The sequence below is a fragment of the Pseudomonas sp. BJa3 genome, assembly GCF_026343815.1.
Lineage (GTDB): Bacteria > Pseudomonadota > Gammaproteobacteria > Pseudomonadales > Pseudomonadaceae > Aquipseudomonas > Aquipseudomonas soli.
Window position 1 is genome coordinate 72,726 of record NZ_JAOXMC010000003.1, and the last position, 19,700, is coordinate 92,425.

Below are 19,700 nucleotides of genomic sequence, written 5' to 3' on the forward strand. Positions count from 1 at the left end.
CATTAACCATGGCACATGCACCACAGGTAAAAATCCCCGCCACCTACATCCGTGGCGGTACCAGCAAAGGCGTGTTCTTCCGCCTGCAAGACTTGCCCGAGCGCGCGCAGGTTCCAGGCCCGGCCCGTGACGCCCTGCTGCTGCGGGTGATCGGCAGCCCCGACCCATACGGCAAGCAGATCGACGGCATGGGTGGCGCCACCTCCAGCACCAGCAAGACGGTGATCCTGTCGAAAAGCATCAAGCCCGACCACGACGTCGACTACCTGTTCGGCCAGGTCTCGATCGACAAGGCCTTCGTCGACTGGAGCGGCAACTGCGGCAACCTGTCCGCCGCAGTCGGCTCGTTCGCCATCAGCGGCGGGCTGGTCGATGCGAGCCGCATTCCACGCAATGGCCTCGCTACCGTGCGGATCTGGCAGGCCAACATTGGCAAGACCATCATCGCCCATGTGCCGGTCACCGAGGGCGAGGTGCAGGAAACCGGCGATTTCGAACTTGACGGCGTGACCTTCCCGGCCGCCGAGGTGCAGCTGGAGTTCCTCGACCCGGCTGCCGACGAGGATGGCGGGGGCGGGGCGATGTTCCCCACCGGTAACCTGGTCGACGACCTCGAGGTGCCGGGCGTCGGTACCTTCAAGGCCACCCTGATCAATGCCGGTATCCCGACCATTTTCGTCAATGCCGCTGATATCGGCTATACCGGTAGCGAGTTGCAGGACGCCATCAACGGCGATACCGCCGCATTGCAGCGTTTCGAGACCATCCGTGCCCATGGCGCCGTGCGCATGGGGCTGATCGAACATATCGATCAGGCCGCCGGGCGCCAGCACACGCCGAAAGTGGCCTTCGTCGCGGCGCCGAGCACCTACACTGCCTCCAGTGGCAAAGCCGTGCCTGCCGAAGAGATCGACTTGCTGGTGCGTGCGCTGTCGATGGGCAAGCTGCACCACGCGATGATGGGCACCGCAGCGGTGGCCATCGGTACTGCCGCGGCGATTCCCGGGACGCTGGTCAACCTGGCTGCCGGTGGCGGGGAACGAAGTGCCGTGCGTTTCGGCCATCCGTCCGGGACACTGCGGGTCGGGGCCGAGGCGCGTCAGGTGGACGGGCAATGGACCGTGACCAAGGCAATCATGAGCCGAAGCGCTCGGGTGCTGATGGAGGGCTGGGTACGCGTGCCCGGTGATAGTTTCTAAGGCATCAGTAGTGCTCGGCATTCGTTGAGCGGGGCCGCTTTGCGGCCCCTGTTATCAAGGAGCCACGAATGAGCGCAAACGTAGACCTCAACACCCGCCCCGACTACGATCAGGTGCTGCAGACCCTCGCCGACTATGTGCTCGGCTACCGCGTCACATCCTCCGAGGCGCTGAACACCGCCCGCCACTGCCTGATGGACACTCTGGGCTGCGGCCTGCTGGCCCTGCGCTTCCCCGAATGCACCAAGCATCTTGGCCCGTTGGTCGAAGGCACGATCGTCCCCCATGGCGCCCGCGTGCCGGGCACCAGCTACCGCCTTGACCCGGTCAAGGCGGCCTGGGACATCGGCTGCATCGTCCGCTGGCTGGACTACAACGACACCTGGCTGGCGGCGGAGTGGGGTCATCCCTCGGACAACCTCGGTGGCATCCTGGCGGTCACCGATCACCTGTCGCAAAAGCGCGTGGCCAATGGCGAGGCGCCCCTGGCCATGCGCGAGGTGCTCGATGCCATGGTCATGGCCCATGAGATCCAGGGCGTGCTGGCACTGGAGAACTCCTTCAACCGGGTTGGCCTGGACCATGTGCTGTTGGTCAAGGTCGCCTCGACAGCAGTGTGTGCCAAGCTCATGGGCGCCAGCCGCGAACAATTGCTGTCAGCACTCTCTCACGCCTTCGTCGATGGCCAGGCCCTGCGCACCTACCGTCATGCGCCCAATGCCGGGTCGCGCAAGTCGTGGGCGGCGGGGGATGCCTCCAGTCGTGGCGTGCGGCTGGCCGATATCGCGCTGCGAGGCGAGATGGGTGTGCCCGGTGCGCTGACCGCCAGGCAGTGGGGGTTCTATGACGTGTCGTTCAGCCACTCCAACAAGGACCTGGCGCTCAAGCCCGAGGCGCAGCGTGAGCTGCGCCTGCCGCAGCCGCTGGGCAGCTATGTGATGGAAAACGTGCTGTTCAAGATCAGCTTCCCCGCCGAATTTCATGCCCAGACGGCCTGCGAAGCCGCGGTGATCCTGCACCCGCAGGTGCGCAACCGCCTGCACGAGATAGACCGCATCGTCATCACCACCCACGAGTCGGCGATCCGCATCATTTCCAAGGAAGGGCCGCTGGCCAACGCTGCGGACCGCGACCACTGCCTGCAATACATGACGGCGGTGCCGTTGATATTCGGTGACCTGGTGGCCGAGCACTACGAAGATGCCTTCCATGCCGCTCATCCGAGCATCGACCGCTTGCGCGAGAAGATGGTGATCGTCGAGGATCCGCGCTTCAGTCGCGAGTACCTGGAGGCCGACAAGCGTTCCATTGCCAATGGCGTGCAGGTGTTCTTCAAGGATGGCTCGCACACGCCGCAAGTGGTGGTGGAGTACCCGCTCGGGCATCGACGCCGGCGGGAGGAGGGGATGCCATTGCTGGAGGCGAAGTTCAGGGAGAACCTGGCGACGCGATTTGCGCGGCAGCGCTGTGAGGAGATCGTGGCGTTGTGCAAGGACCAGGAGAGACTGGAGGCAATGCCCGTGCACAGGTTTGTCGATCTGTTCGTGATTTGATGTTGTCTGTTGCGGCCTCATCGCTGGCAAGCCAGCGATGAGGCCGGCGGCTCTAACAAAAAAGCCCCGGTATCTCTACCGGGGCTTCTTCTTACCGCTTTTAACTTACCACTTGCAGCTGCTTACGCCTGAACCACCGGGATCTTGGCGTTGGCCGCGGCTTCGCGGAACTCGGCGATCTGGTCGAAGCTCAGGTAGCGGTAGACGTCGGCAGCCATGCTGTCGATGTCCTTGGCGTACTGCATGTACTCTTCAACGGTCGGCAGCTTGCCGATGATCGAAGCGACAGCAGCCAGCTCGGCCGAGGCCAGGTACACGTTGGTGGCATCGCCCAGACGGTTCGGGAAGTTACGGGTCGAGGTGGAGACCACGGTCGAACCGGTCTGTACACGTGCCTGGTTACCCATGCACAGCGAGCAGCCTGGCATTTCCATGCGCGCGCCAGCCTTGCCGTAGATGCCGTAGTAGCCTTCTTCGGTCAGCTGGTGGGCGTCCATCTTGGTTGGCGGGGCCAGCCACAGACGGGTCGGGATACCGCCCTTGACCTTGTCCAGCAGCTTGCCGGCAGCGCGGAAGTGACCAATGTTGGTCATGCACGAACCGATGAACACTTCGTCGATCTTCTCGCCCTGTACCGAAGACAGCAGGCGGGCGTCGTCCGGGTCGTTCGGCGCGCAGAGCACAGGCTCCTTGACGTCGGCCAGGTCGATTTCGATGATTTCGGCGTACTCGGCATCGGCGTCGGCCGACAGCAGCTCAGGCTTGGCCAGCCAGGCTTCCATGGCCTGGGCGCGGCGCTCCAGGGTGCGGGCATCGCCGTAGCCTTCGCCGATCATCCAGCGCAGCAGGGTGATGTTGGACTGCAGGTACTCGGCGATGGCCCTCTCCGGCAGCTTGATGGTGCAACCGGCGGCGGAGCGTTCGGCCGAGGCGTCGGACAGCTCGAAGGCTTGCTCGACGGTAAGGTCGTTGAGGCCTTCGATCTCCAGGATGCGTCCGGAGAAGGCGTTCTTCTTGCCTTTCTTCTCGACGGTCAGCAGGCCTTTCTGGATGGCGTAGTAAGGGATGGCATGGACCAGGTCACGCAGGGTGATACCAGGCTGCAGCTTGCCCTTGAAACGCACCAGGATCGACTCCGGCATGTCCAGCGGCATGACGCCGGTGGCGGCGGCGAAGGCCACCAGGCCCGAACCTGCCGGGAACGAGATGCCGATCGGGAAGCGGGTGTGCGAGTCGCCACCGGTGCCGACGGTGTCAGGCATCAGCATGCGGTTCAGCCAGCTGTGGATGATGCCGTCGCCCGGGCGCAGCGACACGCCGCCACGGGTGCGGATGAAGTCTGGCAGGGTGTGGTGGGTGGTGACGTCGATCGGCTTCGGATAGGCCGCGGTGTGGCAGAACGACTGCATTACCAGGTCGGCGGAGAAGCCCAGGCACGCCAGGTCTTTCAGCTCGTCGCGGGTCATCGGGCCAGTGGTGTCCTGGGAGCCGACGGTGGTCATCTTCGGCTCGCAGTAGGTACCTGGGCGCACGCCCTGGCCTTCCGGCAGACCGCAGGCGCGGCCGACCATCTTCTGCGCCAGGGTGAAGCCCTTGGTCGAAGCGGCAGGTTGCTCTGGCTTCTTGAACAGGTCCGATGGGGCCTGGCCCAGCTCGGCACGGGCTTTCTCGGTCAGGCCACGGCCGACGATCAGCGGGATACGACCGCCAGCGCGGACTTCGTCCAGCAGCACTTCGGTCTTCAGCTCGAAGCTGGTGACCAGTTCGTCGCTGTCGTGGCGGCGCACTTCACCTTTGAACGGGTAGACGTCGATGACGTCGCCCATGGCGAGGTTGGTGCAGTCGAACTCGATCGGCAGGGCGCCGGCGTCTTCCATGGTGTTGTAGAAGATCGGGGCGATCTTGGTGCCGAAGCAGAAACCACCGGCGCGCTTGTTCGGTACATACGGGATGTCGTCGCCGAAGAACCACAGCACCGAGTTGGTGGCCGATTTACGCGAGGAACCGGTACCGACCACGTCACCGACGTAGGCGACCGGGAAGCCCTTGGCCTTGACCGCTTCGATCTGCGCCAGCGGGCCGACCGAACCAGGCTGCGAAGGCTCGATGCCGTCGCGGGCCATCTTCAGCATGGCCAGGGCGTGCAGCGGGATGTCAGGGCGCGACCAGGCGTCCGGAGCAGGGGACAGGTCGTCGGTGTTGGTTTCGCCAGGCACCTTGAACACGGTCAGGGTGTATTTTTCGGCGATGGCTGGACGCGAGGTGAACCACTCGCCGGCAGCCCAGGATTCCAGCACGGCCTTGGCGTGGGCATTGCCCGCCTTGGCTTTTTCGGCCACGTCGTGGAAGGCATCGAACATCAGCAGGGTGTGCTTGAGCTGTTCGGCCGCGACGGCGCCCAGTTCGGCGTCGTCCAGCAGCGCGACCAGCGTTTCGATGTTGTAGCCGCCCTGCATGGTACCCAGCAGCTCGGTGGCGTGCTTGCGGTCGATCAGCGGCGACTTGGCTTCACCCTTGGCGACAGCGGAGAGGAAAGCGGCCTTGACGTAGGCGGCTTCGTCCACTCCTGGCGGAACGCGGTTGGTGATCAGGTCTACGAGGAAGGCTTCTTCGCCGGCCGGCGGGTTTTTCAGCAGCTCGACCAGGCCTGCAGTTTGTTCGGCGTTCAGCGGCTGGGGCACGATACCCAGAGCGGCACGCTCTTCGATATGTTTGCGGTAGGCTTCAAGCACAGTTATTACCCTCATCAGTGGTCCCTAAAGGGAGTCCGGGACGCTCATCCAGCATTCTCCTGCACCCATGCGCTGAAGACGGCTTTTTGAGCCGGCAAGCCAGGGTCGCAGAGAATCCTTACAGAAGCTGTTTTCAAAGTTTTACGCCTGTAGAACGGAAGGCTGATGAGGGGTTGGCCGTGGCCATGCGCTCGCATGGACAGGGCCAACGCCGTTCTACCGGATGAACTGTGCTCGTGACGCTTTGAAAACAGCTTCCAACGGACATGGTTGCCTTGAAAAGGCGGAGTGATTCTACGGCAAAAATTAGCCGAAAGTAAGGCGGCGAAGAAGACTTTAACGGGTGACCCTGGTTAGACAAAGGGCTAACATGGGGCCGTGTTCCCCCGCCAAGCCGTTGTTTTTACATGTCCAACCAATCCATCAAGACGCCTTGCGTCGGCCTCTGCTCCACCGTCTACGGAGACCTGGTTTGCCGCGGCTGCAAGCGCTTTCACCACGAAGTGATCCACTGGAACGGCTACGACGACGAGCAGAAGCGCGCCGTGTGGCTGCGCCTGGAGCAACTGCTGGTGCAGGTGATGATGGCCAAGTTGGAAGTGTTCGACAAAGCGCGCTTGCGCGAGCAGCTCGAACAGCGCTCGATCCGCTATGTGGCACAGCAGTCGGAATATTGCTGGGCCTACCAGTTGATCGCCCGCGGGGCGCGGATGATTCGCGACCTGGAGGCCTACGGGATGGCCTTGCTGCCGGAGTTCCGCGACTGGGAGCTGCCACAGCTGCGCGACGCCATCGACCGGGAATTCTTTTTGCTCTCCGAGGCGCACTACCAGCGCTACATCGCGCCGGCGTTTCTGCAGCAGATCGGTGAGTAACCTGTTTCCCTCTGCCTTGTGTGGGCAGGTCTGGCGAGGATGACTCTCTACTCACGGTCGGGAGAGTCATCTTGAGTTACTACCAGTTCCAACCCATGTTGTGTTTCAACGCACGCTGCTGGTGGCAGCATAAGGACAAGCGCCTGGATTGTCGCCACTGGCCGCCGGCCGCCTCCGAGGCAATGCCTGTCTGGGTCACGTTCGACAGCGGCGACCGTGATGATGGGTGGGTACGATGCGAGCCCGAGCCGCCGCGCCAGTCCGATAAAATATTGTGCAATACGTTCTGGTTCGGCGTGTACGCGCTCGGCGAGCAGTACGCCTACGACATCCGGCCGGCTTACTCGGGAGCTACGTTGGAGCTCTGGCCAAGGCTGGAGAGGGTGCTTGATACCAACATCGATGGCTACCTGGGCATGTACGACGTGCCGACCGAGCCCTACCGGTGGTATGAGCCTACGGCGCCGCTTTGGCAGCTGGAAGGCCTCGACCCTGCAAGCTTGGCGCCTGGCGCACGGCGCTGCAATCTGCAGTGGTACAGCCCAAAAGGCAAGGCCGTGCGGCGCATCAGCGATTTGACCCGGTCGTACCTCGATGATTGGAAAGGGGTCAGGGGAATGGTAAGCCTGGAGGTGCACGAAGTGCCCGTGCCGCCACACCCTAGGCCGAAAACCTGAGCGGCTGTTCAGTCCCCGGTGTACTCGCAACCGCTGGTGCAGGTCTCGTGGATGCGCACTTTCGACAGTTCCGGCAGCAGCGGCTTGACCTGATCCCAGATCCACTTGGCGATCACTTCGCTGGTAGGGTTTTCCAGGCCCGGAATGTCGTTCAGGTAGTTGTGGTCCAGCTGCTCGTAGATCGGCTTGAAGATCGCCTTGATCTCGGAGAAGTCGCGGATCCAGCCGGTGTGCGGATCGAGCGGGCCGGTCAGGTGCAGGGCGACCTTGAACGAATGGCCATGCAGGCGGCCGCACTTGTGCCCGGCAGGGACGTTGGGCAGGCGGTGAGCCGATTCGAATGTGAACTCTTTGAAAATTTCCACGCTGGCATAACTCTGTGTGAATCAACAATGCGCGCAGTCTACCAGCATGCCCGCTACAAGGCTTGCAACCGATCCTGCAACCGCCCGGTGGCGATCAGCTCCAGCAGTTCGTCGCCCAGGCGCCGGCTTTCGGCGATGGCCTTGTACCAGTAACGCTTGCGGCTCGGCGCATCGCCCATGAAACGCTTGAAGTCGTTGCGATCCGGCAGCTTGCCGTAGGGCAGGGCGGCCAGGTACTGCGGCGACGGGGTCATCAGCAGCACGTTCTGCAGGCGCGTGGCATCGCCTTTGCGCCAGGGCAGGGCCTTGTCGAACCAGCCGGGCACCACCTTGTCGGTGAAGTGCGGATAGAGCACCAGGTCGTCGCCGCGGTAGGGCAGGTCCAGATGGTAGTCGAGCAAGCCGCCGTCGCGGTAGGTGCCGGCACCCGCGCCGGGGATGTCGCGTACACCCTCCATGACCATCGGGATCGAACCCGAGGCGAGCAGGGCGTGGCGCAGGTTGGCCAGGTCCAGTGGCAGGCTGCGCGAAGGGAAGTCGGTGAGCGCCTCCAGCGGTGGCGCGGCACGTTGATCGTGCAGGATCACGCGCTCGAAGTGCCGGGCCAGGCGCGAGCGGCCCAGCAGGTTGCTGGCGATCACCGAGCCCAGCCCCACGCCCAGGCGGCCGCGGTGATCGTGGGCGAGCTGGCCGTGGCTCTTCACCACCAGGATGTTCAGGCGATAGTGCGGGTTGGCGAGGATCTGCCCATCGTGGCCCTGCAGCAGGTCGTCGAGCATGCGTTGGCAGCTCTGGCTGATTTCCCTGGGGGTCACGCCCTTGGCGAAATCCTGCTCGGTATACAGCTCGCCCAGGCGGCGGATGCCGGCCACCGGGTCGTCGAGGCAGGCACTGGCGAAACGCCAGGAGCCGATCGAGGCGCCGATCAATGCCCGTTGCCGTGGTGCCGTCGGCAGCCATTCACCGAACAGCGCCAGGTCCAGGCCCTGGATTCCCAAGGGCTTGGGGCCACCGGCGGCGCCCGGCAGCACGCCGACATCGGCGGCCAGCAGGCCGCGCTCGCGGATCTGCCGCAAGGCGCGCTGACCGGCCTTGAAGGTCAGGGCGGGGTACTTGATGTGGATGGCGCTCATGGCGGGGTCTCGGGCAGGGCAGGCGGGCAGTATAGGGCTTTATTGCGAGGCGGCGATGCCATCACCGCCCCACGTGGCCGCGACAAGGCCGCAAGCTGCGCTATCATGCGGCCAGCTGTTTTCAGGTTGAGTTAAGGACCGGTGGTTAATCTTAACCCCGTAGACAAATTGCACATCTCGCTGGAGAGAACCTCATGAAAACTTTGACTGCCCTGTTCACCGCCACCGCCCTTGCTTTCGGTGCCAATGCCGCCTTCGCCAAGGATGTTCAGCCCGATGAAGTGGTCAAGCTGGTGAACGCCAAGACCATCAAGTCGCTGGATGAACTGAAGGCCGCCGCTGTGGCCAAGCATCCCGGCGCCACCGTGACCGACTCGGAGCTCGAGAACGAGTACGGCCGTTATATCTACAAGGTCGACCTGCGTGATGCCCAGAACGTCGAATGGGACGTGGACCTGGATGCCAAGACCGGTGAAGTCCTGAAGGACGAGCGAGACAACTGATGCCTGCACTACCGCGAACGGCACGCTACCTGGCCTTGGCCCTGTTGACCGTCTGTTCGCTGGCCGCCGCGCGCGACCTGGACCAGGATGAAGCCCTGGAGCTTCGGCAAAAGGGCATCATCCTGCCGCTGGAGCAATTGCTCGAAGCCGCCCTGGGGCGTTACCCCGGGGCACGGCTGCTGGAGGCGGAACTGGAAGAGAAGCACGAGCGCTACGAGTACGAGGTCGAACTGCTGACCCCGGCGGGCGTGGTGCGCGAGATCAAGCTCGACGCCCGCACCGGCGCGCTGCTCAAAGACGAGGAAGACGACTGAATGCGCCTGCTGCTTGTCGAGGACAATGTTCCCCTGGCCGATGAACTGACCGCCACCCTGCAGCGCCAGGGTTACGCCGTGGACTGGCTGGCCGATGGCCGCGATGCGGTGTACCAGGGCCAGAGCGAACCCTACGACCTGATCATCCTCGACCTGGGCCTGCCCGGGCTGCCGGGGCTCGAAGTGCTGGGGCAATGGCGCGCGAGCGGCCTGCCCACCCCGGTGCTGATCCTCACCGCCCGTGGCTCCTGGGCCGAGCGTATCGAGGGACTCAAGGCCGGGGCTGACGACTATCTGAGCAAGCCCTTCCACCCCGAGGAGCTGCAACTGCGCATCCAGGCCCTGTTGCGCCGGGCCAAGGGGCTGGCCAACCAGCCGAAACTGGAAGCGGCCGGCCTGCATCTGGACGAGTCGCGCCAGTGCGTGAGTCGTGAGGGTGTCGATGTCCAGCTCACTGCCGCAGAGTTTCGCCTGTTGCGCTATTTCATGCTGCATCCGGGGCAGGTGCTGTCCAAGAGCCACCTGGCCGAGCACCTTTACGACGGCGAAACCGAGCGTGATTCCAATGTGCTGGAAGTGCACGTCAACCACCTGCGGCGCAAACTGGGGCGTAGCGTGATCGAGACTCGCCGCGGCCAGGGCTACGTGTACGCCGGGAGTGCTGCGTGAAGTCGATCCAGGCGCGCCTGAGCCTGGGCCTGGTGGCGGTACTGGTAGTGGTTGGGCTGGTCCTGGCGCAGTTGACCTTGTGGCTGTTCGAGGCGGGCCTGCAGCGTTACCTGGAAGCTGGCCTGCGCAAGGAAAGCGAAAACCTGCTGGTGGCGCTGGTGCGTGGCCCGTCCGGCCTGCAGTTGGACGAGCGACGCCTGTCGGCAGCCTACCAGCAGCCGTTCTCGGGCTACTACTTCCGCATTGATTTCGACCAGGGTACCTGGCGCTCCCGTTCGTTATGGGACATGGACATGCCCAAGCCCGGCAAGCCCGGCCTGGACGACGGTCACGAACTCGGCCCCGAGGGCCAGCAACTGCTGGCCTATCGTGGGGACTACCGGCGCCTGGGCCAGGACATCTCGATCAGCGTGGCCCAGGACTATTCACCGGTGCGTGAGGGCTTCCGGCGCATGCAACAGATCGGCCTGGGCCTGGGGCTGGTGGCGTTGATATTGGTCCTGGTGCTGCAACGCCTCACCGTGACCCGCTCGTTGCGCCCGCTGGAGCGGGCGCGCCAGCAGATCGCCCAGTTGCAGCAGGGCCAGCGCTCGCAACTGGATGCCGAGGTGCCCAGCGAGCTGCAGCCGCTGGTGGACCAGATCAACCATCTGCTGACCCATACCGAAGACAGCCTGCGCCGTTCGCGCAATGCCCTGGGCAACCTCGGTCATGCCTTGAAGACGCCGCTGGCGGTGCTTGTCAGCCTGGCTGCCAGCGAACGCCTGCAGGCGCTGCCCGAGGTGCGCGCGCAGATGCGTGAGCAACTGGAGCAGATCCAGCAACGCCTGGCCCGCGAACTCAACCGCGCGCGCCTGGCCGGCGATGCCTTGCCCGGTGCGCAGTTCGACTGCGATGGCGAACTGCCCGGGCTGCTGGCGACGTTGGGGATGATCCATGGCGAAGGCCTGCTGCTCGAGCGCGACGTGGCTCCAGGCTTGTTGCTGCCTTGGGACCGCGAGGATTTGCTGGAGCTGCTCGGCAACCTGCTGGACAACGCCTGCAAATGGGCCGACAGCGAGGTGCGCCTGGGCATCGCGCCAACCACCGAGGGTTACCAGCTGTGGGTCGATGACGATGGCCCGGGCATCCCTGAGGGGCAACGCCTGCAAGTGCTCGAGCGTGGTTCGCGGCTGGACGAGCAGGTCGATGGCCATGGCCTGGGGCTGGGCATCGTGCGCGATATCGTCGAGGCCTGGGGTGGGCGCATCGCGCTGCTGGAAAGCCCGCTGGGCGGGCTAAGGGTCAGTATCGAACTGCCGCGCAAGGGGCGTTGATCGGAGCCGGCCCAATCGCGGGGCAGATCAACCGTGCAAAAAAATTGCAGTACAGCCGCAGTTTTTTGAATTGGCCCAGCGCCACCTGCGCCCGGCACAATGCCGGCCACGAAACCTTGCGGTTTCCATCTCTCCAAGGACGGAGCCCCCTTGCGCCACTGCATTGCGCAACACAGGGCCCAGGCCGGTCGCGCTGGGCTTTCTTTTTACCATCAGAAGAACACGATCAAGTCACCTCGATGTCTGCCTCGCGTCCCGAATCCCGCTTGCAGCGCCTGCTCCCGGCGCCGCTGAACATCCCTCCCCGAGAATGGTTGCGTGCAGGTCTTGGCGCGCTGCTCGGCCTGTTTCTCGCCGGCTATCTTTGCAGCCTGGCCTATGGGCCATCGATCGCCCTGCATCTGCTGGGCCCGCTCGCAGCCTCGGCGGTGCTGGTGTTCGCCGTGCACTCCGGTCCGTTGGCCCAACCCTGGCCCGTGCTGGGCAGCTACGCGCTGGCGGCTGTCGTAGGCCTGGCCATGCGCCACGCCTTCGGCGATGGGTTGTGGGTCGCGGCGGCGGCGTTGGGCATCGCCATCCTGGCAATGTGCCTGCTGCGCTGCCTGCACCCGCCCGGTGGCGGCGTGGCGGCCAGCGCGGTGCTGGCCGATCCGGGGCTGGTGGCCATGGGTGACCACCTGCTCGAGCCGGTATTGCTCAATGCGCTGATCCTGGTCGGCGTGGCCGTGCTCTACAACCGTCTGACCGGCGTGCGCTATCCCAAGGGCGCGATCCCGCGACGCGACCTGCACCACACCCACGACCCGCTGCCGGGCGAGCGGGTCGGCATCAGCGCGGGGGACCTGGACCAGGCCCTGGAGGAGATCGGCGAGTTCGTCGATGTCACCCGTGACGAGCTGGAGCGGATCATCCTGGCCACCGAGCAGCACGCCCTGCACCGCAGCCTGGGCGGCATCACCGCCAGCTCGGTGATGTCCCGCGACGTGCAATGGGCAACGCCGCGCACCACCCTCGAGCAGGCTTGGAAGCTGTTGTCCGGCCATCACCTCAAGACCCTGCCGGTGCTGGAAGAGGGACGCCTGGTGGGGATCGTCAGCCTCAGCGATCTGGTCGGACCGGCCATGGAACGTGGGCGTTTCAGCTGGCGTGGCCTGCTCCGGCGCAAGGTGGTGCGCCTGGAGCAGGTGATGAGTCGGCGGGTGGTCAGTGTCGGCAGCCAGCATCCGCTGGAGCGCCTGTTGCCGTTGCTCAGTGAACAGGGGCTGCACTGCCTGCCGGTGCTCGACGACGAAAAGCTGGTGGGGGTGATCACCCAGACCGACCTGATCGCCGGCCTCAAGCGGCACCTGCTGACTGCCGCGGCGCAGGGCTCAGATCACCGGGTCCCAGCGCTGTGACCAGTCGCTTTCGCCTGCGGTCACCAGCCGGCGCAACACGCTGAAGGCCTGCTGCAACGCGTCGCTGTCGCGTTCGCGGGCATGCACCAGGAAGGTCGGGTAGGTGAACTCCGGCGCCTGGGGCACGCGCTCGAACACCGCGCTTTGCAGGTAGGCCTGGACCACCCGGGTGCGGAAATAGCCGCTGCCGCCGTGTTCGAGAATGAACTGCAGGGCCAGGGGCCCGAGATTGAAGCTCAGGGCCGGGCGCGACAGGTCGGGCAGGGCGGCGTCATGCTGGCGGCGGAACGCTTCGCCCCAGTCTATGTAGATGTACGGATCGGGCGCATCGACCCGGCGCACGCGGATCAGCTTCTCTTCCATCAACTGTTCGACCTGCAGGCCGGGGCCATAGGTCGGCTGGTAGACCAGCGCGGCGTCGAGCAAGCCCATCTCCACCTTGCGCAGCAGCGCTTCGCCATCGCTGACCTCGCTGCGGATGGCGTGGCTGGGCAGTTCCTGGTGCAGGGCGCTGACCCAATCGAGCAGCATCGGGTTGCCCAGGCTCACCTCGGCGCCCACATGCAGCACTTGCTGGCAGCCCTGGGGCAGCGGCAGGTCACGGCGCGCCGCTTCCCAGGTCTGCACCAGCTGGTTGGCATAGCTGACGAACGCCTCGCCATCGGTGGTCAGGCTGGCGCCGTTGCGGCTGCGCACGAACAGCTGGCAGCCCAGTTGCTGCTCCAGGCGCTGCACGCGGGCACTAATCGCCGTCTGTGAGACGAACAGGCGTTCGGCGGCGGCGACCAGGCTGCCGCAGCGGACGATTTCCAGGAAGGTGCGGGCCTGATCGATGTCCATGGTGCTGCTTCTGTGGCTGGAGAGGCGCCTATTCTAGAGCCATTGCACCTGTTTGGGGCGCTGGTTCAGCCACGTGCCAGTTCAGCCACGCGCCAGCTCAGCCAGATGTGCCGTGGCCTCTTCGCTCTTGAGCACCAGCACATCACCTTCCAGCGCATCCAGGACCACTTCCGCCGTGTTGCCGATCAACGCCCCGGAGATACCGGTGCGGCCCACGGTACCGACGATGGTCACCACCGCGTCGAGTTTTTTCTCGGTATAGGGAATCAGTACGTCGGCCGGCCCTTCGGCGATATGCAGCCTGTCATCGGTGATATCGAATTCGGCCTGGAACGCCGTGCACGCCTCGCGATAGCGTTTCTCGATGGTCTCCGTGAGCTGGTAGACCGGGTCGGAAGCCGACAGCATCGGCGAGGGATGGGCGCTGATCACGTGCAGTTGGCCTTTGGCCAGGCTGGCGATGTCGTAGCCGTGGTCGATGATGCTGGCATGCAACAGGCGATGGGCCTCGTCCTGGTTGCCCACATCCACCGCCGCCAGGATCACGCCGCCGGTCCAGGGGCATTCGCTCTTGACCATCAGCACCGCGCAGGGGCACTCGCGCAGCAGCTTCCAGTCACTGGGGGTCAGCAGTGCCTTGCGCAAGGGATTGTCCGGGCGGTGCTCCTTGATCACCAGTTCACAGCCTTCCGCTTGCTGCACATGGATGATCGACTGGTGCAGGCTGTCCTTCCACTTCTGTTCATGGGTGACATTGTCGTAGCCATCGTCATGCAACTGGCTGCTCAGCAGGCTCAACAGCGCGCTGTGGTCCTGCTTCTTGTCGCACATCAGCAGGTGCAGGCGCGCACCGGTCACCCCGGCAATCAGTTTGGCCCGGGTCAGGGCCCGGCTATGGGCGTGCTCGGGGTCGAGGACGACGAGGATGCTGCGCACGGCTTGCATGGGCGTGAACTCCTTTCGCGGATGGCGACCAATGCCTGACTATAGACGGCGCGGCGGCTCCCACCGGTTGACTTGAGTCAAGCATAGTCACTGGCGCTCGTCAGCGCCGCCGGTATAATCGCCGGTCCCGCCGATGTCCGCTGCGATTGTGAGTACCATGTCCCTGATTCCTGAAATCGATGCCTTCCTGGGTTGCCGCACCCCTGACGCCTGGATCGAGGCGGCACTGGCCGACCAGGAAACCCTGCTGATCGATCACAAGAATTGCGAGTTCAAGGCCGCCAGCACGGCGCTGAGCCTGATCGCCAAGTACAACACCCACCTCGACCTGATCAACATGATGTCGCGCCTGGCCCGCGAGGAGCTGGTGCACCACGAGCAGGTGCTGCGCCTGATGAAGCGTCGCGGCGTGCCGCTACGGCCGGTGTCGGCCGGGCGCTATGCCTCGGGCCTGCGGCGGCTGGTGCGGGCGCATGAGCCGGTGAAACTGGTGGATACCCTGGTGGTGGGGGCCTTTATCGAGGCGCGCAGCTGCGAGCGTTTCGCCGCCCTGGTGCCGCACCTGGACGAGGAACTGGGCACCTTCTACCACGGCCTGCTCAAGAGCGAGGCACGGCACTATCAAGGCTACTTGAAACTGGCCCACCAGTACGGCGATGAAGCGGACATTGCCCGGGTCGTGGAGCAGGTGCGCGAAGCGGAGGCCGGGCTGATCACCTCGCCCGACCAGGAGCTGCGCTTCCACAGCGGTATTCCCCAGGCACAAGCCGCCTGAGTTATTGCCGGCGACCGAGCAGCAACCCGACCACCAGGCCGAAGCCCGCGGAAATCGCCACGGTCTGCCAAGGGTGGCCACCGATGTACTCCTGGGTAGCCTCGACCACCGGCTGCGCCTTCTGGCCCAGGCGGCTGGTGGCATCGCGCGCCTGGCGCAACTTGAGCCCCAACTGCGCGCGCATGCCTTCGGCTTCCTCGCCGACCAGCGACGCGCTGTCGCTGAGCAGCTTCTCGGATTCCTCGATCAATGCCTGCAGTTCGCTGAACACCTGATCCTTGATCTGGTCGTTGTTGCCTTGCGCAGCGGTTTTCCTGGCCATGTACACATCCTCGTGAAGGGTTGGGCGTTGAACAATGGATGCCACGCTGCCGGGAAAGTTGCAGCGGCGTACCGGTGGCGCGTCGTCGCAGTGTAAGATAGCGCCCATTTTCCAGCGGCAGGTAATACCCGATGAGTTTCAATCTGGCCAACATGAGCTTCCAGGAACGGGCGCAGATCGAGGCAGAAAAGGCCCGCTTGTTCGACTACTGGCAGAACAACCTGGGCAAGGCCAAGGGCGAGGCGGCGCGCCTGATTGCTGAGAAGCCACGGCGCAAGGGCAAGTGGGCCGAGTGGGTGCGTGCCGAACTCGACGGCATGTCGCCGCCGGAGTTCAACCAGCTGGTGCGCAGCGAAGTGAACAAGATGATGGCCGCCGCCAGCGCCAACCGCTGAGCCAGGCGAACACCCCGAACGCCTGCGCTGGAGAATCCAACAGACCTTCCTGACTGGAGTTCCCTCGATGCCCAAGTCCATCGTCGCCGCCCTGCAGATCGGTTCGCTGCCTGGTGGCAAGGCCGCCACCCTGGCGCAGATCCTCGACTACGAGCAGGCCATCCGCGACGCCGGTGCCAGCCTGGTGGTGATGCCCGAGGCCTTGCTCGGTGGCTATCCGAAAGGCGAAGGGTTCGGCACCCAGCTCGGCTATCGCCTGCCTGAGGGACGTGAAGCCTTCGCCCGCTATTTCGCCAATGCCATCGATGTGCCAGGGCCCGAGACCGATACCTTGGCCGGCTTGTCGGCGCGTACCGGAGCGAGCCTGGTGATCGGCGTGATCGAGCGCAGCGGCAATACCTTGTATTGCACGGTGCTGTTCTTCGAACCGCACTCCGGCCTGGTGGCCAGGCACCGCAAGCTCATGCCCACCGGCACCGAGCGGCTGATCTGGGGCAAGGGCGACGGCTCCACACTGCCGGTAATCGAAAGCCGTGCCGGGCGCATCGGCGCGGCGGTGTGCTGGGAGAACTACATGCCGCTGCTGCGCACCGCGATGTACGCCAAGGGGGTGCAGTTGTGGTGCGCGCCGACGGTGGACGAGCGCGAGCTGTGGCAGGTGAGCATGCGCCATATCGCCGCCGAGGGGCGCTGCTTTGTCATCAGCGCCTGCCAGGTGCAGGACTCGCCCGCCGCACTGGGCCTGGAGGTGGCCAACTGGCCGGCCGAACGACCATTGATCAACGGCGGCAGCGTGATCGTCGGCCCACTCGGCGAGGTGCTGGCCGGGCCGCTGGTGGGCGAGCGCGGCCTGCTTTGCGCCGAAGTCGATACCGATGAACTGGTGCGTGCGCGCTACGACTTCGACGTGGTTGGCCATTATGCGCGGCCGGATGTGTTCGAACTCAGCGTGGACGAGCGTCCGCGGCCAGGAGTCCGTTTCGTCGGTTCATCCAGCGCAGGCGAGTGATCTGCCAACCTGCCGGTAAAGCTGATTACCAGGCGGGGCCTGCGGCCGTTGGCAGGTCGAGCTTGCCTTTGTCGGTAAAACGCACGGTACCGAGTGGCCCTCCTGCCAGCTTGCCGCGCAACACATAGGGCAGGCCCTGCAGCGAGTCCACCTGGCTCAGGCCGTAGGCCTGGCGCAGGAAGGCGAAGGCGGTGACGCTCACCGGCACCACCAGCACTGCTTCGTCGTAGCGGCCGATATGCCCGCGCTGGTCGCTCACCCCGGCCGCCAGGGGCTGGTCGTTGACTTCCAGGTTGAGGGCGATGCCGTTGAAATCCACCGGGGTTTCGTTCGGGTTCTGCACGCGGATCTTCACCGCCATGCGCAGTTCCAGATCCTGGCCTGGCAAAGGATCGATGCCGATCACGCTGATGTTCAGCGGATCGCGCCCCTGGAACAGGGCGCAGGCGTTCAGGCCAAGGGTCAGCAGCAGGATCAGGCAGATGCGGGCATACATGGGTATCTGGCCTTGTGGCACGGGCGAGTCGGCAGTGTCGCAAATGCGTGGCGGCGATGAAAGCCGGGCATGCCGACGTTGCGGGCCTAACGCGAGCCGAATGTCATGCGCAGGTCTTCCATGAACGCTTGCTGCGCCTCACCGGGTGTTTGCCCGCGATGCCTGGCCAGGGTGAACGGCACCACGAAATCCAGCGCGGTATCCAGCGCCCGCAACAGGCCCTGGGCTTCCCAGGGCGCGGCGCAGTGACACGGCAGAAAGCCGATGTGTCGTCCTGACAGGATGAATGTCAGCGCGCTGTCGATCTGCTCTGCCACCGCCATGCTGTGGCGGCTCTGGAACGGCTCGCCCTGTTTGAGAAAACGATAGGGGTGGCTTACCTGATCGGACTCGAGCAACTGCTCGCGGGTTACCTGGGCCTGGCTGAACAACACGTGTCCCTTGCCGCAGTAAAGCCTCTGGCGCTCCTCGAACAGCGGCAGGTAGTCGAACGCCGCCTGGTTGCCGGAGAAGTAGCTGATGGCGCAGTCCAGGCGCTGCTCCAGCAGCAAGCGTTCGAGTTCGGCCGGTGGCGCGCTGGTCAGTTCCAGGCGCACGCTCTCGTCACGCTGGCGAAACCGCGCGATGGCTTGGGCCAGGCGCAGGCTGACGTCACGGTCCTGGTTCTCGGCCAGGCCTATGCGCACGCTGCCCAGCAAGCGCCCGGCAACACCGTTGGCCTGTTGGCGGAACTGCTCGATCTGCAGCAGCAGGCCGCGGGTCGCCTGCAACAGCAACTCGCCTTTCTCGGTCAGCCGGAAGCCGCCCTTGCCCCGGCTGCACAGGCGATAACCCAGGCGGGTCTCCAGTTTCGCCATCTGTTGGCTGATGCTGGGCTGGCTTAGCCCGAGCACACCCTGGGCGGCGCTGAAGCCGCCGGCCTCGACTACAGTGACGAACAGCCGCAGCAGGTGCAGGTCCGGGTCGTGCAATTGTCCGAGCATCACATTGCTCCTGGTGAATGTCAGCTTCGCAAAGTTGCCATTTTTGCAATGTAACCCGGCAGGCATGCTGGCGGCATCCACCCTTATGCCGAGGTGTCCGCCATGCGTTCGACGTTGTGCCTGCTTTCATTGCTGATCGCCCTGCCGCTGCAGGCCGAAGAGAAGGTCGTCAACCTGTACAGCTGGGCCGACTATGTCGCCCCGCAGACCCTGGAACGTTTCGAAAAGGAGACCGGCTACAAGGTCCGCTACGACACCTTCGACACCACCGAGGTGCTGGAGACCAAGCTGCTCACCGGTGGTAGCGGCTACGACGTGGTGGTGCCTTCGGCCACGGTGCTGGCCCGGGCCCTCAAGGCCGGCGCCCTGCAGCCGCTCGAGGCGCAGGCGATGCCCGGCTATGCCAACCTCGACCCGGACCTGCTGGCCAAGCTGGCCGAGGCCGACCCTGGCAATCGCCATGCCGTGCCTTACACCTGGGGCACCCTGGGGCTGGGGGTGAACGTCGAGGCCGTACGCCAGCGCCTGGGCGATGTGCCCCTGGACAGCCTCGACCTGCTGTTCAAGCCTGAGTACGCCAGCCGCTTGAAGGACTGCGGCATCGCCATGCCCGACTCACCGCAGGAAGTGATCGGCGTGACCCTCAACTACCTGGGCAAGGACCCGTACAGCCAGGACAAGGCTGACCTGGACGCGGCGCAGGCGCTGTTGCAGCAACTGCAACCGTCGATGAGCTACGTGGCCAATGGCCGCCAGATCAACGACCTGGCCAACGGCAGCGTGTGCCTGGCGCTCACCTACAACGGCGATGCCGCCATGGCCGCCGACCAGGCGCGTCGCGCTGGCAAGCCCTTCGAGCTGATCTACCGCATCCCCCGCGAGGGCACGCTGGTGTGGCAGGACAACCTGGTGATCCCCAAGGACGCACCGCATCCCGAGGCGGCCCGCGCTTTCATCGCTTTCATGCTGCGCCCCGACTCGGTGGCGGCACTGACCAACACGCTGTTCTTCGCCAACGCCAACCAGGCCGCCACCCCGCTGGTGGACGCGGCGATCCGCAACGATCCGGACATCTACCCGTCGGCCGAGGTGCGCCAGCGCCTGTTCGCCGACCGCAGCATGGCGCTGGCCGACCTGCGCCAGCGCAACCGCCTGTGGACCGCCTTCCGCAGCCGCCAGTGAACGACAACGACAGGAGACAC

At 64.9% G+C, this 19,700-nt stretch carries 21 protein-coding genes; 13 read left to right on the forward strand and 8 right to left on the reverse strand.

Annotated features, from left to right (window positions below; translation table 11 throughout):
• Positions 1 to 8 precede the first annotated feature (8 nt).
• Both prpF and prpD read left to right on the forward strand, forming a co-directional pair.
• On the forward strand, positions 9 to 1,199 hold the full coding sequence (prpF, locus tag OH705_RS03820) for a 2-methylaconitate cis-trans isomerase PrpF (protein ID WP_023630594.1): 1,191 nt from the start codon (positions 9 to 11) through the stop codon (positions 1,197 to 1,199).
• 68 nt (positions 1,200 to 1,267) lie between these two features.
• A complete protein-coding gene (gene prpD / locus OH705_RS03825; RefSeq protein WP_267301073.1) occupies positions 1,268 to 2,752 on the forward strand; it encodes a 2-methylcitrate dehydratase in 1,485 nt (494 codons plus the stop codon).
• A 122-nt stretch (positions 2,753 to 2,874) separates the two neighbouring features.
• Here the strand turns inward: prpD and acnB are convergent, their stop codons facing one another.
• Positions 2,875 to 5,484 carry a bifunctional aconitate hydratase 2/2-methylisocitrate dehydratase gene (gene acnB, locus OH705_RS03830; RefSeq protein ID WP_267301240.1) on the reverse strand — a complete coding sequence of 870 codons (2,610 nt, stop codon included), beginning with the start codon at positions 5,482 to 5,484 and terminating at the stop codon, positions 2,875 to 2,877.
• Positions 5,485 to 5,891: 407 nt separating this feature from the next.
• Between acnB and OH705_RS03835 the strand changes: the two genes are divergently transcribed.
• Together OH705_RS03835 and OH705_RS03840 are read left to right on the forward strand one after the other, a co-directional pair.
• Positions 5,892 to 6,359, forward strand: coding sequence for a DUF1289 domain-containing protein (locus OH705_RS03835; protein ID WP_023630591.1), 468 nt, complete (start codon positions 5,892 to 5,894; stop codon positions 6,357 to 6,359).
• 71 nt (positions 6,360 to 6,430) lie between these two features.
• The gene (locus OH705_RS03840; protein ID WP_031315091.1) at positions 6,431 to 7,036 is read left to right on the forward strand and encodes a hypothetical protein; all 606 of its coding nucleotides are present in this window, start codon (positions 6,431 to 6,433) and stop codon (positions 7,034 to 7,036) included.
• 8 nt (positions 7,037 to 7,044) lie between these two features.
• Here the strand turns inward: OH705_RS03840 and queD are convergent, their stop codons facing one another.
• Positions 7,045 to 7,401: a 6-carboxytetrahydropterin synthase QueD gene (gene queD / locus OH705_RS03845; RefSeq protein ID WP_023630589.1), complete on the reverse strand. Its 357-nt coding sequence runs from the start codon at positions 7,399 to 7,401 to the stop codon at positions 7,045 to 7,047.
• Between the two features lie 53 nt (positions 7,402 to 7,454).
• Positions 7,455 to 8,534: a patatin-like phospholipase family protein gene (locus tag OH705_RS03850; RefSeq protein ID WP_094011301.1), complete on the reverse strand. Its 1,080-nt coding sequence runs from the start codon at positions 8,532 to 8,534 to the stop codon at positions 7,455 to 7,457.
• A 194-nt stretch (positions 8,535 to 8,728) separates the two neighbouring features.
• On the opposite strand from OH705_RS03850, the gene OH705_RS03855 reads away from it, so the two are divergent.
• The 5 genes from OH705_RS03855 (at position 8,729) to OH705_RS03875 (ending at position 12,733) form a co-directional block, all read left to right on the forward strand.
• The gene (locus OH705_RS03855; protein ID WP_023632695.1) at positions 8,729 to 9,037 is read left to right on the forward strand and encodes a PepSY domain-containing protein; all 309 of its coding nucleotides are present in this window, start codon (positions 8,729 to 8,731) and stop codon (positions 9,035 to 9,037) included.
• On the forward strand, positions 9,037 to 9,351 hold the full coding sequence (locus OH705_RS03860; protein ID WP_023632694.1) for a PepSY domain-containing protein: 315 nt from the start codon (positions 9,037 to 9,039) through the stop codon (positions 9,349 to 9,351). Before OH705_RS03855 ends, OH705_RS03860 begins: the two co-directional genes overlap by 1 nt.
• Complete coding sequence (locus tag OH705_RS03865; protein WP_023632693.1) at positions 9,352 to 10,020, forward strand: response regulator transcription factor; 669 nt, start codon at positions 9,352 to 9,354, stop codon at positions 10,018 to 10,020.
• Positions 10,017 to 11,336: a sensor histidine kinase gene (locus OH705_RS03870; RefSeq protein WP_094011303.1), complete on the forward strand. Its 1,320-nt coding sequence runs from the start codon at positions 10,017 to 10,019 to the stop codon at positions 11,334 to 11,336. Before OH705_RS03865 ends, OH705_RS03870 begins: the two co-directional genes overlap by 4 nt.
• Positions 11,337 to 11,575: 239 nt before the next feature.
• Positions 11,576 to 12,733, forward strand: coding sequence for an HPP family protein (locus tag OH705_RS03875; RefSeq protein WP_267301075.1), 1,158 nt, complete (start codon positions 11,576 to 11,578; stop codon positions 12,731 to 12,733).
• Here OH705_RS03875 and OH705_RS03880 read toward each other — a convergent pair.
• Complete coding sequence (locus OH705_RS03880) at positions 12,707 to 13,573, reverse strand: LysR family transcriptional regulator (protein ID WP_267301076.1); 867 nt, start codon at positions 13,571 to 13,573, stop codon at positions 12,707 to 12,709. The genes OH705_RS03875 and OH705_RS03880 overlap by 27 nt on opposite strands.
• Before the next feature lie 81 nt (positions 13,574 to 13,654).
• Positions 13,655 to 14,518 carry a universal stress protein gene (locus tag OH705_RS03885; RefSeq protein ID WP_267301077.1) on the reverse strand — a complete coding sequence of 288 codons (864 nt, stop codon included), beginning with the start codon at positions 14,516 to 14,518 and terminating at the stop codon, positions 13,655 to 13,657.
• A 157-nt stretch (positions 14,519 to 14,675) separates the two neighbouring features.
• Here OH705_RS03885 and OH705_RS03890 point away from each other — a divergent pair, with 157 nt between their 5' ends.
• Positions 14,676 to 15,293 (forward strand): tRNA-(ms[2]io[6]A)-hydroxylase, encoded by a 618-nt coding sequence (locus OH705_RS03890; RefSeq protein ID WP_267301078.1) that lies wholly within the window; start codon positions 14,676 to 14,678, stop codon positions 15,291 to 15,293.
• Position 15,294: 1 nt separating this feature from the next.
• On the opposite strand, the gene OH705_RS03895 is transcribed toward OH705_RS03890, so the two are convergent.
• On the reverse strand, positions 15,295 to 15,615 hold the full coding sequence (locus tag OH705_RS03895) for a DUF883 family protein (RefSeq protein ID WP_031315252.1): 321 nt from the start codon (positions 15,613 to 15,615) through the stop codon (positions 15,295 to 15,297).
• A gap of 131 nt (positions 15,616 to 15,746) precedes the next feature.
• On the opposite strand from OH705_RS03895, the gene OH705_RS03900 reads away from it, so the two are divergent.
• The gene (locus tag OH705_RS03900) at positions 15,747 to 16,010 is read left to right on the forward strand and encodes a hypothetical protein (protein WP_023630897.1); all 264 of its coding nucleotides are present in this window, start codon (positions 15,747 to 15,749) and stop codon (positions 16,008 to 16,010) included.
• Between the two features lie 67 nt (positions 16,011 to 16,077).
• The gene (locus OH705_RS03905; RefSeq protein ID WP_110604568.1) at positions 16,078 to 17,019 is read left to right on the forward strand and encodes a carbon-nitrogen hydrolase family protein; all 942 of its coding nucleotides are present in this window, start codon (positions 16,078 to 16,080) and stop codon (positions 17,017 to 17,019) included.
• A gap of 25 nt (positions 17,020 to 17,044) precedes the next feature.
• Here the strand turns inward: OH705_RS03905 and OH705_RS03910 are convergent, their stop codons facing one another.
• Together OH705_RS03910 and OH705_RS03915 are read right to left on the reverse strand one after the other, a co-directional pair.
• Entirely contained in the window at positions 17,045 to 17,515 is a 471-nt protein-coding gene (locus tag OH705_RS03910) for an LEA type 2 family protein (protein ID WP_023630895.1), read from the reverse strand.
• Positions 17,516 to 17,601: 86 nt separating this feature from the next.
• Entirely contained in the window at positions 17,602 to 18,498 is an 897-nt protein-coding gene (locus OH705_RS03915) for a LysR family transcriptional regulator (RefSeq protein WP_267301079.1), read from the reverse strand.
• 102 nt (positions 18,499 to 18,600) lie between these two features.
• Between OH705_RS03915 and OH705_RS03920 the strand changes: the two genes are divergently transcribed.
• Positions 18,601 to 19,680, forward strand: a complete 1,080-nt coding sequence (locus OH705_RS03920) for an extracellular solute-binding protein (protein WP_110604567.1) — start codon at positions 18,601 to 18,603, stop codon at positions 19,678 to 19,680.
• The last annotated feature ends 20 nt before the right edge of the window (positions 19,681 to 19,700 follow it).